The 12,363-nt window shown below is 70.2% G+C and carries 13 protein-coding genes and 1 pseudogene; 5 read left to right on the forward strand and 9 right to left on the reverse strand.

The features are described 5' to 3' along the window. The first annotated feature begins 76 nt into the window (after window positions 1-76). From ACFV3E_RS35445 to ACFV3E_RS35455, 3 genes are all read left to right on the forward strand, one after another. Window positions 77-721: a dihydrofolate reductase family protein gene (locus ACFV3E_RS35445; RefSeq protein WP_500538893.1), complete on the forward strand. Its 645-nt coding sequence runs from the start codon at window positions 77-79 to the stop codon at window positions 719-721. Between the two features lie 702 nt (window positions 722-1,423). After that, window positions 1,424-2,083, forward strand: coding sequence for a hemerythrin domain-containing protein (locus ACFV3E_RS35450; RefSeq protein ID WP_500538895.1), 660 nt, complete (start codon window positions 1,424-1,426; stop codon window positions 2,081-2,083). Between the two features lie 718 nt (window positions 2,084-2,801). After that, window positions 2,802-2,999: a hypothetical protein gene (locus ACFV3E_RS35455; protein WP_499508878.1), complete on the forward strand. Its 198-nt coding sequence runs from the start codon at window positions 2,802-2,804 to the stop codon at window positions 2,997-2,999. Window positions 3,000-3,241: 242 nt separating this feature from the next. Here the strand turns inward: ACFV3E_RS35455 and ACFV3E_RS35460 are convergent, their stop codons facing one another. From ACFV3E_RS35460 to ACFV3E_RS35495, 8 genes and pseudogenes are all read right to left on the reverse strand, one after another. After that, window positions 3,242-3,490 (reverse strand): hypothetical protein, encoded by a 249-nt coding sequence (locus ACFV3E_RS35460; protein ID WP_500538897.1) that lies wholly within the window; start codon window positions 3,488-3,490, stop codon window positions 3,242-3,244. Between the two features lie 81 nt (window positions 3,491-3,571). Further along, window positions 3,572-4,576, reverse strand: coding sequence for a helix-turn-helix domain-containing protein (locus tag ACFV3E_RS35465; protein ID WP_500538899.1), 1,005 nt, complete (start codon window positions 4,574-4,576; stop codon window positions 3,572-3,574). A gap of 358 nt (window positions 4,577-4,934) precedes the next feature. Further along, the gene (locus tag ACFV3E_RS35470; protein ID WP_500538901.1) at window positions 4,935-5,945 is read right to left on the reverse strand and encodes a helix-turn-helix domain-containing protein; all 1,011 of its coding nucleotides are present in this window, start codon (window positions 5,943-5,945) and stop codon (window positions 4,935-4,937) included. Window positions 5,946-6,169: 224 nt separating this feature from the next. Then, window positions 6,170-6,394 (reverse strand): annotated as a pseudogene (gene kilB / locus ACFV3E_RS35475) (plasmid transfer protein KilB); the annotation flags it as partial. Window positions 6,395-6,460: 66 nt separating this feature from the next. Then, the gene (locus tag ACFV3E_RS35480; protein ID WP_500538903.1) at window positions 6,461-7,003 is read right to left on the reverse strand and encodes a DUF302 domain-containing protein; all 543 of its coding nucleotides are present in this window, start codon (window positions 7,001-7,003) and stop codon (window positions 6,461-6,463) included. A gap of 97 nt (window positions 7,004-7,100) precedes the next feature. Further along, on the reverse strand, window positions 7,101-7,604 hold the full coding sequence (locus tag ACFV3E_RS35485) for a winged helix-turn-helix transcriptional regulator (RefSeq protein ID WP_500538905.1): 504 nt from the start codon (window positions 7,602-7,604) through the stop codon (window positions 7,101-7,103). A 341-nt stretch (window positions 7,605-7,945) separates the two neighbouring features. Further along, on the reverse strand, window positions 7,946-9,352 hold the full coding sequence (locus ACFV3E_RS35490) for an amidase (protein ID WP_500538907.1): 1,407 nt from the start codon (window positions 9,350-9,352) through the stop codon (window positions 7,946-7,948). A gap of 174 nt (window positions 9,353-9,526) precedes the next feature. Continuing rightward, complete coding sequence (locus ACFV3E_RS35495; protein WP_500538909.1) at window positions 9,527-9,697, reverse strand: tautomerase family protein; 171 nt, start codon at window positions 9,695-9,697, stop codon at window positions 9,527-9,529. 198 nt (window positions 9,698-9,895) lie between these two features. On the opposite strand from ACFV3E_RS35495, the gene ACFV3E_RS35500 reads away from it, so the two are divergent. Both ACFV3E_RS35500 and ACFV3E_RS35505 read left to right on the forward strand, forming a co-directional pair. Then, a complete protein-coding gene (locus tag ACFV3E_RS35500) occupies window positions 9,896-10,501 on the forward strand; it encodes a TetR/AcrR family transcriptional regulator (protein ID WP_500538911.1) in 606 nt (201 codons plus the stop codon). A 346-nt stretch (window positions 10,502-10,847) separates the two neighbouring features. Continuing rightward, complete coding sequence (locus ACFV3E_RS35505) at window positions 10,848-11,618, forward strand: SDR family oxidoreductase (RefSeq protein WP_500538913.1); 771 nt, start codon at window positions 10,848-10,850, stop codon at window positions 11,616-11,618. A 106-nt stretch (window positions 11,619-11,724) separates the two neighbouring features. Here ACFV3E_RS35505 and ACFV3E_RS35510 read toward each other — a convergent pair whose 3' ends face one another. Next, complete coding sequence (locus ACFV3E_RS35510) at window positions 11,725-12,333, reverse strand: TetR/AcrR family transcriptional regulator (protein ID WP_500538915.1); 609 nt, start codon at window positions 12,331-12,333, stop codon at window positions 11,725-11,727. Between the last annotated feature and the right edge of the window lie 30 nt (window positions 12,334-12,363).

Genomic DNA, 12,363 nt, shown 5'->3' on the forward strand with positions numbered 1-12,363 from the left:
GCTGGGTCGTGTCCGACGACTTGGTGTGGGGCGCCCTGCAGCACACGAAGACGAACAGGACCTGGCGAGGAAGATCGTGGATCAGCTGCTGAGAGTGATGAACTTCAACGTCTCGAGTGACGGGATCGGTGCCGGTGAGGACCAGAGCCTGGAGCGGCCGTTCGGCTGTGACCGCCCCGAGCGGCTGTTCGGCTGGGCCGGCGCGACGGCGAGCTGGCCGAATCGTACCGACCCCGGTGGTAGCCGGGGCCTGGACGACTACTTCACGCGGGACTTCGCACGCAACATCGGCGCCGAGATCATGGGCCGCAACAAGTTCGGGCCCCAGCGCGGGCCCTGGCACGACCATGAGTGGCGCGGCTGGTGGGGGCAGGAGCCCCCGTTCCGTACGCCGGTGTTCGTCATGACCCACCACCAGCGTCCTTCGTTCACGCTCTCCGACACCACGTTCCACTTCGTCGACGGCGACCCGGCCACGGTCCTGGAACGGGCGCGGGAAGCGGCGCAGGGCAAGGACGTCCGGCTTGGCGGCGGGGTCACCACCATCCGGGCGTTCCTGGATGCCGGCCTCGTCGACACCCTGCATGTGGCGGTCGCGCCGGTGAAGCTCGGGTCGGGGCTGCGCCTGTGGGAGTCCCCCGAGGAACTGCTCGACCGGTTCCACCTGGAGGTCGTGCCCAGCCCGAGCGGCGTGACGCACCACCTGTTCTGGCGACGCTGACACGCGGGCCCATCCGGGATTCGGGCTGCGGCTGCGAGAGGGCGTCCGCTCCGGCGGATGCCCTCCTCGCCGCGGATGCGGCGAGCGCTGGCCCCGCTGGGCGGATGCGGGCGCGTTGGTTCGCGGTGGCGGCGGAGGGCGTTGGCGTTGGCGTTGCGCCGGCTCAGGTGGCGGTGCAGGTCCTCTGGGTCTGTCCAAGATGGCTGCGGTGGCAGGAGTGGGCCGGGCCTGTGAGGTGGACCGGTCGCTGAGCTCGGTGATGACCTTCGGCCGCACGCTGCAAGCAGCCCGCGTCGGGCTGCTTGCGGCGTGCGGTGTGGCCGGCGCGGCGGCTGTGCCTGCGACGGTGGTATCGGTTCTTGGCCCTGGCCCCCGTCGGCGGACCGACCCGGCGCGGATGCGGTTGTACCCCCGGACGGGCACCGCAGCATGCAGCCGCGCACCGTCCTGGGCCACGACACCTCTCGCCACGGGTGCCGGATGCATGGCGACCCGATCCGGAAGCGGCGGTGTCCGGCCAGGGCGACAGTGGTGCCGCAGGACGACACCCCGGCCGCATACCCTTCGCCACCCGGCAGGTCCTGTTGGCGCCGAGGTTCTATACACGCGGTGTCCTGCGCGATCAGGCTTTCTTCGTCGGCCGCAGAGGCCGGCTGTTTCACCAGCGATCGAGGACCCGTGAACCCGAGCACCGACGAACCCATGGCCGATGTGCGAGACATGTACATGGCCCACACCATGATCCGGCGTGAATTCGGCCTGCTCCCGCAACTGGTGCGGGACGTCGCGCCGTACGACGTCCAGCGCTCGGAGGTCGTCGGCGCCCACGCCGAGCTCGTGTGCGGCCTCCTGCACTTCCACCACGAGGGCGAGGACGTGATCCTGTGGCCGCTGCTGCAGCAGCGGGGCGGGGAGGAGGCCGAGGCCATCGTGCCGCTCATGCAGGAGCAGCACCACGCCATCGAAGCCGCCAACAGCCAGGCGCTGCGTCTGCTGCCGCAGTGGCGGTCCACCGCACACGGCGGGCACGAGCTCGCGGAGGCGTTCGACCGGCTGCTGGCCGCACTGCTGGAGCACATGGCGATGGAGGAGCAGCGGATCCTCCCCCTGGCCGAGAAGTACGTCACCGCGGCCGAGTGGAAGCAGCTGGGCGAGCACGGCATGAGCGAAGTGCCGAAGAAGGCCCTGCCGCTCGCCTTCGGCATGGCGATGTACGAGGGCGACCCCGAGGTGGTCAAAGCGGTCCTTGCCGAGGCTCCGCCGCCCGCGCGGCTGATCCTGCCGTTCCTCGCGCCGCGCCTGTACGCCAGGCACGCCAAGCGGGTGCATGGCACCGCCACCCCGCCGCGCGTCATCCGCTGACCACGCACGCCCGGGCCGGTCCCACGCCGGCCCGACGGCACTGGGTGGGTGGGCCGCGCCACGCCTACGGCGGCGGGAACCGCAGCTGCCCACCGCCTACGGCAGTGCTGCCAGGAACGTCGAATGGGGTGCCAGGGCCTCGGGCGGACTGCCGGCGGCCCTCGGTACCAGCCGTCTTCTGCCCGGGTGGCGGCGCACCCCCTCGCCCGTGACGACCGGCGCGTGCGGGGCACCGTGGACGGTGATGCCCTGGACCGGGCGGTTGGCGCCCACCCGGCCGGCCGGCACCACGCCGCCACCGGCATCGCCACCCACCACGGGGCAGCCGGCGGCGCCCGCGCCCGGGCGGCTGCGCCGTGGTTGTCCTCGACGGCAAAGCGCCCAGGGGCTGGGCGCGTTCCACCTTGGCGCGCAGGCACCTGCTGCCGCTGGTCACCCACGGCCATGTCGTGGCCCTCGCCCAAGTGGAGGCCGACGCGAAGACGAACGAAACCACCCGTTCGCGGACTCCTGCGCACCCGCATCCTCGGTGGCGTCCTCGGTGGGTACCACCATGCGGCTTGACCTGCGGCAACGGCTTTCCGGGCCCGTGCGGCGACTGCCCTGGGGTGTGCCGGTCCCCGAGGCCGGGGTGCGCATATGAGCGCAATCCGTTCATACTTACGCATAACCCCTAGTTGGGTCACGATTACCCTACGTAACCGAGGCGTGATCTCGTATGAACGCCAAGACGAAATACACGCTCGCCGCCGCTGCCGTCGGCTGGACGTTCCTTGCGTCCCAGTGGTCCGGCAAGGGCTGCGACTTCGTCCCGCAGTCCTACGCGCTCGTGGTCTCCCACGGCATGCCCACCAACAGTGAGGGATGCAAGGCCGAGACGGACGGGCCGCAGTACACCGACAAGTACGACCGGTGACACACGTGAGGTTCGGCGTGGATGGCACTGCGATGCCCGGCCTGGGTGTCACCGACTGAGTCCTGCCGTGGCTCTGCCCCGCGCAGGGGCGGCCTCGCCCGGGGCGCCGGCCAGGAGCCGACGCTTCTCGATGAGGTTGCCGTGCAGGCGGTGGCTGTGCCGCCAGGCCACGGGCCACGACGGACACCACGGGGTGGCCGGCCTCCAAGGCGGCGCCCCTGCAGTCCGCTTGGCCGTGCCGGCTACGCGCCGATGCCTGCCTCCAGCCCGGTGATGTCCCGGTCCCCGAGCACTGCGGTGATGGAGACGGCCGGCTGCTCCTCGTACCGCCGGACGGCTGGGTCTCGTACGAGGTCGGTGACCTGATCGGCCGGCACCTGTGTGCCCGCGGTGGCCGTGTCCCAGGTCGTTCCTCGGCGGACTTTGATGAACCCCAGGCGCTGCCGGCGCACGATGAGCCCGCCGAACACCGTCACCGCCTCCTGGTTCACCGCCTCTGCCTCCTGCGTGAACCCCGCGGCAGAACAGGCCGGGCGAGGAGGGGCTGGGCACTACGGGTGACCACGGGTTCGTCACCTGCCGGGTTGGCGGGTTGGTAGGCCGATCGCCCGCTGGGGTACGGCCTGCGGGATGCCGGTCTGCCGCCATTGCGCGGGGGAGTGGCCGTAGACGGCCCGGAAGGTGCGGCTGAAGTGCGCGTGGCTGGCGAAGCCCCACCGGTGCGCGATGGCCGCCACCGTGTGGCCCGCGAGCTCCGGCCGTACGAGGTCCCGGCGGCAGGCGTCCAGCCGCAGGCGCTGGATCCACCGGACGACCGTCATGGGCTCGTCCTGGAAGAGCTGGTACAGGTAGCGGACGGAGATGTGGTGCTCGGCCGCGACCGACGCGGGGGAGAGCGCGGGGTCGTCCAGGTGGGCGCGGATGTATGCGCGGACGCGCTGCAGCAGGGTCCGCTCCACCGCGGCCTGTTCCCCTGAGGTGCCTTCCAGGGCGATCAGGGCGGTGAGTACGTCGATGATGCCCTGGCGCAGGAACCGTTTCGCGTCCTGTGCGCAGATGCAGTGTTCCGTGGTCGTCACGAGCCCGTCGACGTATGAGGCGAGGATCCCGCCGATCCCGTTGCCGGGGGAGTAGTTCCGGCCGGTGGCCAGGCGCAGCAGCGAGTCGGGGAGGTCCAGCAGCTGTCGTGGGACCGTGGCCAGGTGGTGCCGCACCGGGCCGCTGAAATTCAAGGCGAAGGGCCTGCGGCTGTCGAGGATGACGAGTTCGCCGGGGGCCACGGTTGTCTCGCGGCCGTCCTGGGTCGCGACGCTGCCGCCGGTGCGTTGCAGGCTCACGATGAGCGAGCCGTCGCCGTCGGCGGCGATGAGCGGCGCGGTGCGTGCCATCTGTTGCGGGCTCGCCTCCAGGTAGCTGGCCTGGACGCCGGCGACGCAGGCCTGGCGTATCGCCCCGTGGAGCTTGGCCGGCCCCTGGGTGCGGATCTCCAGCCGGGTGAACGCCTTATGGACGGCGTCCCTCCAGTACTCGGCCCGCTCGGCGGGCGGTTGGATGTCTGTGCAGAATGCTTCGATCACGATGTCCTCCTGAACGGGACTGAAGGCATCCGGTTCCCGGACTCGCGTGCACGCGACCGGGGCAGGAGGCTCCGGGGAGCCCCTCTCTGCGTCCACCATAAAATTTCCCCGGGATCGCCGACGGCCGTCCGGGCAGGTCCGTGGGGTATCCGCAGCTGTGCGAACCGGAGACTGCGGGCTTCCCGCCGTGCAGCCGTGTGCGACGTGGGCCGACGGGGTGAGCGTCGTGCGGTGGCCACTCCTGCCTCTTGCTTGCGGCAGTGCCCGGGGCTTGGGGGCGGGTGTCTCGCGGCTTTGGCCTGCTCTGGCGGGCGGCTCCTTCTTCGCCGCCGCTCGGGTCCGGTGACGGTCCGGGAGATCAGGCCGGAGTTCCCGGGCGGGAAGGCACCGTTGCCGATGGAAGTCCGGTCTCCCTGCCGCATGTGGCCCACCGCAACTCGCGGGGGCTCACACCGTACGCCGCCTTGAACACCCGACTGAAGTGGGCTGCGCTGGCGAACCCCCACCGGTGGGCGATCGCCTCGATCGTCAAGAACTGATGCACGGGCGATGCGAGTTCTCTCCTGCACTCTTCGAGGCGCTGCGTCCTTATCCACTCGCCGAGGCTGATTCCCGCCCGGGACAGGGTCAGGTAGAGCTGGCGTACGGAAACATGATGCTCGGCGGCGATACGTGCCCCAGTCAGGTCGGATTCCGCCAAATGGAGGCGGACGTATTCCTGAACACGGAGAAGAAGTGTGCTGTTCAGAGGCGCTCTGGCCAGATCGTCACGGCCTGGGATCATGCTGACCACAGCCCGGATCAGGTCGACACAGGGCTGCGCGAACAGGGCGGTCTCAGCCTCGCCGACAGCGGCCCGGTTACGGGCCAGCCGGGTGAAAAGCGCTGCTGTGGCACCCACGACTGGGCGCTGCGAACTGAGTCGTACAGCTGTGACCTGGTCGAGCAGGGACGGCCGCAGCCCCAGGACGTGCGTGGGAACGCGTACGAGGACCGAATGCATCGTGCCGTGGAAAAGGACCTCGTAGGGCTTCGCGTTCTCGAGCACCGCGAGTTCTCCCGCCCGGATCACACCCTGCCTTCCTCCCTGGTGGAAGGCGGAGACCCCCGCTTCCTGGAGATGGACGAGAACGTGCGGCACCATGTCCTCGTCCACCGAGGCGGTGGCACGGCGCAGGCGGGCCACGTTCCAGCCGATCTCCGAGATTTTCACCGACCCCACCGCGTTGGTGGTTGCGCTGGCTCTCAGGTGATGTGGGTCCGGGGGAAGGTCCACCTCAATACGGCCGTTGATGGACCACGAGAATTCACGGATCGCGTCCGCGCGATCGCCGGGAGCCAGCGATGTTATGTCGAGTCGATCTGCCATGCGGGCCTCCTCCAGAACTGGTCGCGGGGCTGCGCGCTGGGACAGGTCTCCACGGTACTGCGGCCGGTGGTGCATTTTGCGGCTTTTACTGCATTGTGAACCTTCATCTCGGTGTGGCCGTGCGGTCGGCGGGGCGGGTGTGCGGGGCGCGGTCTGATCGGGCTGTGCGAGCGGGCCGCGGCGCAGGGCGGGACCGCCGGGAGGGGGGCCCGGACGGCACAGGGTCACGGGGCCGACGACCACAGGTCGTGGGTGAACACGCTCGGCTCGGCCAGGGTCCGGACCCGGGAGGCCGGCGACCGGACGCGGAGGAACACCTGGCGGGCCTGGGACCGCTGGTCGAACGCGGCCGGGCGGACCGTGCCGTTCTCCGAGTCTGCGGGAGCCTCGCACGGCCGGTGCCATCGGTCGAGCTGCGCTCGCGAGAGCTGGGTGACCGCGGCTGCGAACGCGCTGCATGCCGGGGTCGGCCGCCGGTGCGGCCGGGCCGATTGCTCGGGGGTTTTGCCAGCCGGTCAGGTCAGTTCGTCGGGCACGGGGGCGCCGAGGTGGGCGAGGAGTGCGCCGACCTTGCGGTCCAGTTCGCGTCCCACGTCGGTGATCTCGGGCCGGCCGAGCGCGGCGACGGTGTCGCTGGGTCGGTCGATGGCGAAGACCGCCTCGCCTGTGGGGGATTCGTGGATCGTGGTGCGCAGGGGCGCGTACATCAGGGCCCCGGCATCGTGCCGGTACATGCGCTCGGCGATGGTGTGATTGCCCATCAGGTACTCGGTGCAGCGGGCCTGGTCGCCGGCCACGCCGAACAGTGGCTGGGCGTCGAACTTCCAGTAGATCATGAACCCCAGTGGTGCGCCCTCGTCCGCGAGTTGGCGTACGGCGCTCCACGAAGCCCGCTCGGTGACCAGCTCGAAGGTGCGCCGGTAGTCCAGCGGCGGGACGGCCTGCTCGAAGCGGGCCCGGAACTGCTTGTAGTTCGTTCCGGCCGGGATCTCCAGGCGGGTGACGGAGCGGGGGAGTGCGCGGATCGTGGGGTGCGTCGTCGTGGTGTGGTGGACCATGACCGGCTCCCTTCTGGCTTGTCTTGTAGGAGCCAGTCTAGGACGCGGGACGGACTCTCTCAACAAAAGCCAGCATTTCGGGCATTGCGGGGGTGGTTCACGGGGTTCCGGCGGCGCCCAGGACCTGGGCGAGGTCGCTTCGCCAGGGCCTGACCCAGGCGGTCTCGGAGCGCGGCACCCGCTTGCGGCAGCGCGGGCAGCGGCGGCCGGGTTCGAACGACTGCCCGCAGACGCTGTGCACGAGACGCATCGGCTGTGTCGGTGGCGCGGACTCGCTGTGGCTGTTCCCCCACACCATCATGGCGTGCAGGACGGGGAGCAGGTCCTCACCCGCCGGCGTCAGCCGGTACTCCTCGCGGGTCCGGCCGCCGCCCTCGGGCCGGTAGGGGGCGCGCGCGAGCAGTCCCGACTCGACGAGCTGCCGCAGACGGTTGGACAGGACGTTGTCGGCGATGTCCAGTTCGGCCTTGAACTCGTCGAAGCGCGTCATCCCGATGGTGGCATTGCGCATGATCAGCAACGTCCACCGGTCGCCCAGGATGTCGGCGGCCCGTCCGATCGGACACGGTCCATCGGCGGTTCCGCGGTGGGGCCCGGGCATCTCGCACCTCCAGACTTGCTTAACGCAAGCCTACGACCTTTACCGCCGGGCGCGAGGCCGTCTCCGTCCCCGCCGATGGGACCGTGGAGGCCGATGCGGCGGAGGTGGCCGGACAGGCTTCACGTCGCCTGCAGCAAGGCCCCCCGCGGGCGGCCCGGTCGCCGGTGCCGACGGCACGGACCGCCGCTTCGGCGCCGGCGTCACCGCAGTCCTGCGTGCACGCCTGTCCGCTAGGGGGGGGCGGGTCGCTGGTGTGTGGCTGTTTCGTGCTCCAGCCGGCGACGTGGCACCCGCTTGGGGTGGGGCCCGTCGTGTGGTGGTGGGGGTTGGTTCGCCGGTTGTCAGAGGGTGGGGTGTTGGTCGCGGACCGGGCTGAGTGTCTCCAGGAGCGAGGCGATGTGCAGGATCGTCGACTCTGCGTGCCAGGTGGCCGCCAGCTGGACGCCGATCGGCATGCCGTCGCTGCTGGTGCCGAACCGCATGGACAGGGCCGGCAGTCCCGTCAGGTTGAACGGGACGGTCGTGGACGACACGTGGAAGGGACCGACGGTTTGGCCGTTGAGTGTGAACTGTCCGAGCTGGTGCTGGTGTGCGGGGATCGTTGTCACCGGGAGCAGCAGGATGTCGTAGTGGTGGAAGTACTCCGCGAATCCGTCCCGGAGCCGCTCGATGCCCTGTTCGGCCCGGACGTAGTCCTCCACGGACGTGTCGGGCATGCCGGCAAGCGTCTTGGAGTAGGTGAACATCTGGTCTTCGTGCCCTGCGGTGACCTGGCGGAAGGCCGGTTTCACCTCCATGACGTGCTGCAGGTTGAACAGTTCGAGGGGGTTGTCCCGCTCAAGGGCCGGGATGTTGACGGCGTCGACCTGGACTCCGGCTGTCTGCAGGGCGTCGGCGGCCGCCCGCACCGTTGCCGCGACCTCTGCGTCGGTCGGACCGAGTCCGGAGTCGACCAGCCAGCCCACGCGCACGGGCCGGTCCGGCCAGGCGCCCAGGCCGGCGTCGAACTCGCGGGGGGCGGTGGCAAAGCCGTCGGCGCCGTCGGGGCCGGCCAGCAGCCCGTACGCGAGTGCGAGGTCGCGGATGCTGCGGGCCATGGGACCGACATGCCAGTCACGGCGCGGCTCGCGCGGCCAGATCCCCGTCATCGGGATACGCCCGTGCGTGGGCTTGAAGGACACCACCCCGGTGTCGGCCGCCGGCCCGCGTACCGAGATGGACAGGTCGGTGGCGAGTCCCAGCGGCGACATCCCCGCCGCGATCGCCGCGGACTCCCCGCCGCTGGAACCGCCGGAGGAGCGGTTGAGGTCCCAGGGGTTGTTCGTCCTGCCCGTCAGGAGGTTGTCGGACTCCACCCAGTACGAGAACTCCGGGAGATTGGTCTTGGCCAGGAGGATCGCTCCGGCCCGCTTCATGCGCGCCACGGCGGTGGCATCGGTGTCCGGGATGCGCCCGGCGAAGATCGGCGAACCGCGCTGGGTGAGCACTCCGGCGGTGTCGAAGGAGTCCTTGGCCGTGAAGGGCACGCCGTGCAGCGGCCCCACGTCCCCGCCCGCCGCGAGCTCCTCGTCCGCCGTCCTCGCGGCCTTCAGCGCACCGTCGGCGAGCGTGACGATGGCGTTGAGCCGCGGATTGACGGCCTCGATGCGGTCGAGGTGCGCCTGGACCACCTCGGCGGAAGACACCTTCCCGGTGCGGATCAGCTCGGCGAGTTCGCTCGCGTCGAAGTGAATGAGATCGGTGGTCATGATGAATCCCTGTCCGAGACCGGTCTGCTCCACCTGTCCGAGACCGGTCTGCTCTTTGTTGTGCCGCCCGGGCTCGGTGAGCCGCAGGCAGTGGGGCTCGTCAGGCGTGCAGGACCTGGCGGGTGACCGTCATGGCGCGGCCGCGCCGGCCGGGGCTGCCATGGATCTTCGCGATCATGCTCGCCCCGATCCGAGGGCCTGCGGCAGCGTGGAGGTCATCATGATGAACACGACGATCCACTCCTCGCGGCGGGGGCCGAACCGGAAGTCGCGGCTGAAGACCATGTCGCCGGGGTCGTGCCGGTGGACGAGCGGGAAGTCGTCCTCGGGCCGGGCTTCCTGCACCGTTCGGTGACAGTGCCTCGTGCGCCGCCCGCCAGACTGCCTCGAGGCAGGCGGCAGGCCGGCCAGGGGGCGGCGGTGAGATTTCAACGAAAGGCACGAGAGGCTCCTCCTCGATCGAGGTGGCTGCGCTCTTGGGCTTATCGCCCTGTACAGATACTATGTAGGTCAGCATACATGCTACGTGGAGAGGATGCGGGAGTGGGAAGGCGAACGGACGCCAAGCAGAAGATGGTGCAGGCCGCCAAGCAGCTGATCCGGCAGCGCGGCTACAACGCGACGGCCTTCTCCGACGTGCTCGAGCTCAGCGGCACCTCCCGCGGCTCGGTCTACTTCCACTTCCCCGGAGGCAAGACGCAGCTGGCGATCGAAGCCGCCGAAGCCCACGCCTTCGAGCAGGTCGAGATCATCGACCGTGCCGCCGGACAGGCCACCTCCGCGAGCCGGTTGATCGAGCTCTACGTCGAACTGGGCCGCGACGGCATGATCGCCAGCGACTACGGGCGAGGCTGCGCCGTCGCCCCACTGATCACTGAGGGCGCCACACAGGACTCGGCCGAGATCGCCGAAACCGGCCGCCGTGCCTTCTCGCAGATGACCGACCGGCTGGCCTTCCACTTCGTCGCCTTCGGCGTCGAGCGCGCCCCTGCGAGAGTGCTCGCCGACGCCGTGATGGCGGGCATCGAGGGAGCGATGATCACCTCCCGCGCCCTGCGCAGCCCCACTCCTTACGAGTCGGTACGCGCCGTACTGGTCAGCCATGCCGTGAGCGTGTCTCCCAAGAGCGCCGACCGCGTCCGCACCTGAAGCCCGCCGGCACCGGCCCGGCCCGCCACCCCGACGGGCGGGCCGCTCAAGTGCCACCACGCGTTGTCCCCGCACCCTGGCGTGTCCGGCCGCCACGCCCTTGCCCTGCGGTGACCGCGTACCGCCTGAAACCCCCCAGAAGCCCGGCCCGCGCGTGAGAGCACAGACCGCGCTGGTGCCCGCGCCCCGCCGGGTCGGCCTCCGCATTCTTGACGCCAGCAAATTATGTATGTTGACCTACATAGCATCTGGTGTCGCGTGAACGGCAACCGCAGCCGATCGGCGAGGCCTTTCGTTGCGTGCCGCCCACCACGGGCCGCCCGCCAGGAAATGAGGGGTTCCATCCATGGCTCGTGTACTCATCACCGGCGCGTCCCGGGGCATCGGGAAGGGCACCGCGATAGCGCTGCACGAACAAGGCCACGAGGTCATCGCCACAGCCCGCGACGTGACCATGCTCGAAGACCTGCCGGCGGCGCAGAAGCTGCCACTCGACGTCACCGACCAGGCCTCGGTCGACCAGGCGCTGGCCGAGGCCGGCCACGTCGATGTCCTGGTCAGCAACGCCGGAGCGACCGTGCGGGCACCGCTGGAGACGATCCCGCTCGCCGCGCTCGGCGACCTGTTCGAGCTCAACACCTTCGGAGCCCTGCGCGTCGCGCAGGGCCTCCTGCCCCAGATGCGCCGGCGCGGGAGCGGGCAGCTGATCTTCATGTCCAGCATCCAGGGCCGCCTGGTGATCCCGCTGATCGGCGCCTACAGCGCGACCAAGCACGCCCTGGAGGCCTTCGCTGAGGTCCTCGCCATCGAAACTGGCCGCTTCGGTGTGTCCGTGCACGTCGTGCAGCCACCCGCGGTGACCTCCGGGGGCGCCGAGCGCGCCCAGGTCCACCTCGACGACAGCAACCCCTACCGCCCCCTGCTGGACAGACTCGGCCCGTTCCGCGCGGCACCCGTCTCCGTCCAAGAGGTCGCCGACGTCGTGACAGCGACGATCGCCCAGGGCGACAAGGCACCCTTCCGCATCCCCGTCGGCGAAAGTGCGAGGGCCATCCTCGGCGCACGCAAGGCCGCACCCGACCACACGCCTTTCCTCGCCGCACACCTGGACTGGTAGCCGCGCCCCGACGTATCGGGCGCCCCCATGAGGCCAAGGGCCGCAACCTGGCAAGGGACCGAGCTGATCCCCGGATCGGACCCGTCGCCCTCTACTGGCTGCTTGGTCACTCCGTGCCGTAGTACAACTGGAGGAAGTCCTCCATCGCGGCGTTGACGCCGTCGTGGTCGCCGGTGGCGAGCAGGTCGAGCAGCAGTCCGCGGACGGTGGCGAGTCCCAGCCTGGCGCGGTTGCGGGCCAGGGCGGGGTCGGTCCCTGTGGCGATCTCGGCGGCCGCGAGTGGTTCCAGCCAGTCGTTGACGAGTCCTTCGAGGGCGGGGACGGCTTCGGGCCGGCCCCGTAGTGCCTGTGCGTAGATCTCGAAGAAGAGCCGTTCCTGATTGGCAAGCCGGGGGTCTGTCAGCTGCTGCCACAGCAGACGCGCAGCGTCGATGGGTGTGAGCCCGGGCTGCAGGTCCAGCCCTGACAGCAGATCACGCTGGCGCTGCTCGCAGGTGCGGACGATCTCGACGAGGAGGTGTTCCTTGGAGCCGAAGTGGTGGATCAGCATGCGGTGACTGACGCCGATCGCGGCGCCCAGGCCACGCAGGCTCAGGTCGGTGATGCCGTGTGCCGCGACGTGGTCGACGGCCGCGTTCACCAGTTGGGTACGCCGGTCCCCGCCCCTGCCGGGCGCTGCCTCACGGTCGGGATGTGCGTCGGCCGAATCCACCACTGCAGGAGTGTACCAATTGGTACATGCCCT

The organism is Streptomyces sp. NPDC059718 (assembly GCF_042733315.1).
In the GTDB taxonomy this organism is placed as follows: Bacteria; Actinomycetota; Actinomycetes; order Streptomycetales; family Streptomycetaceae; genus Actinacidiphila.

Coding starts and splice junctions, on each gene's coding strand:
- ACFV3E_RS35450 (WP_500538895.1), top strand. CDS start 1,424: ATGGCCGATGTGCGAGACATGTACATGGCCCACACCATGATCCGGCGT.
- ACFV3E_RS35455 (WP_499508878.1), top strand. CDS start 2,802: ATGAACGCCAAGACGAAATACACGCTCGCCGCCGCTGCCGTCGGCTGG.
- ACFV3E_RS35470 (WP_500538901.1), bottom strand. CDS start 5,945: ATGGCAGATCGACTCGACATAACATCGCTGGCTCCCGGCGATCGCGCG.
- ACFV3E_RS35480 (WP_500538903.1), bottom strand. CDS start 7,003: ATGGTCCACCACACCACGACGACGCACCCCACGATCCGCGCACTCCCC.
- ACFV3E_RS35485 (WP_500538905.1), bottom strand. CDS start 7,604: ATGCCCGGGCCCCACCGCGGAACCGCCGATGGACCGTGTCCGATCGGA.
- ACFV3E_RS35490 (WP_500538907.1), bottom strand. CDS start 9,352: ATGACCACCGATCTCATTCACTTCGACGCGAGCGAACTCGCCGAGCTG.
- ACFV3E_RS35505 (WP_500538913.1), top strand. CDS start 10,848: ATGGCTCGTGTACTCATCACCGGCGCGTCCCGGGGCATCGGGAAGGGC.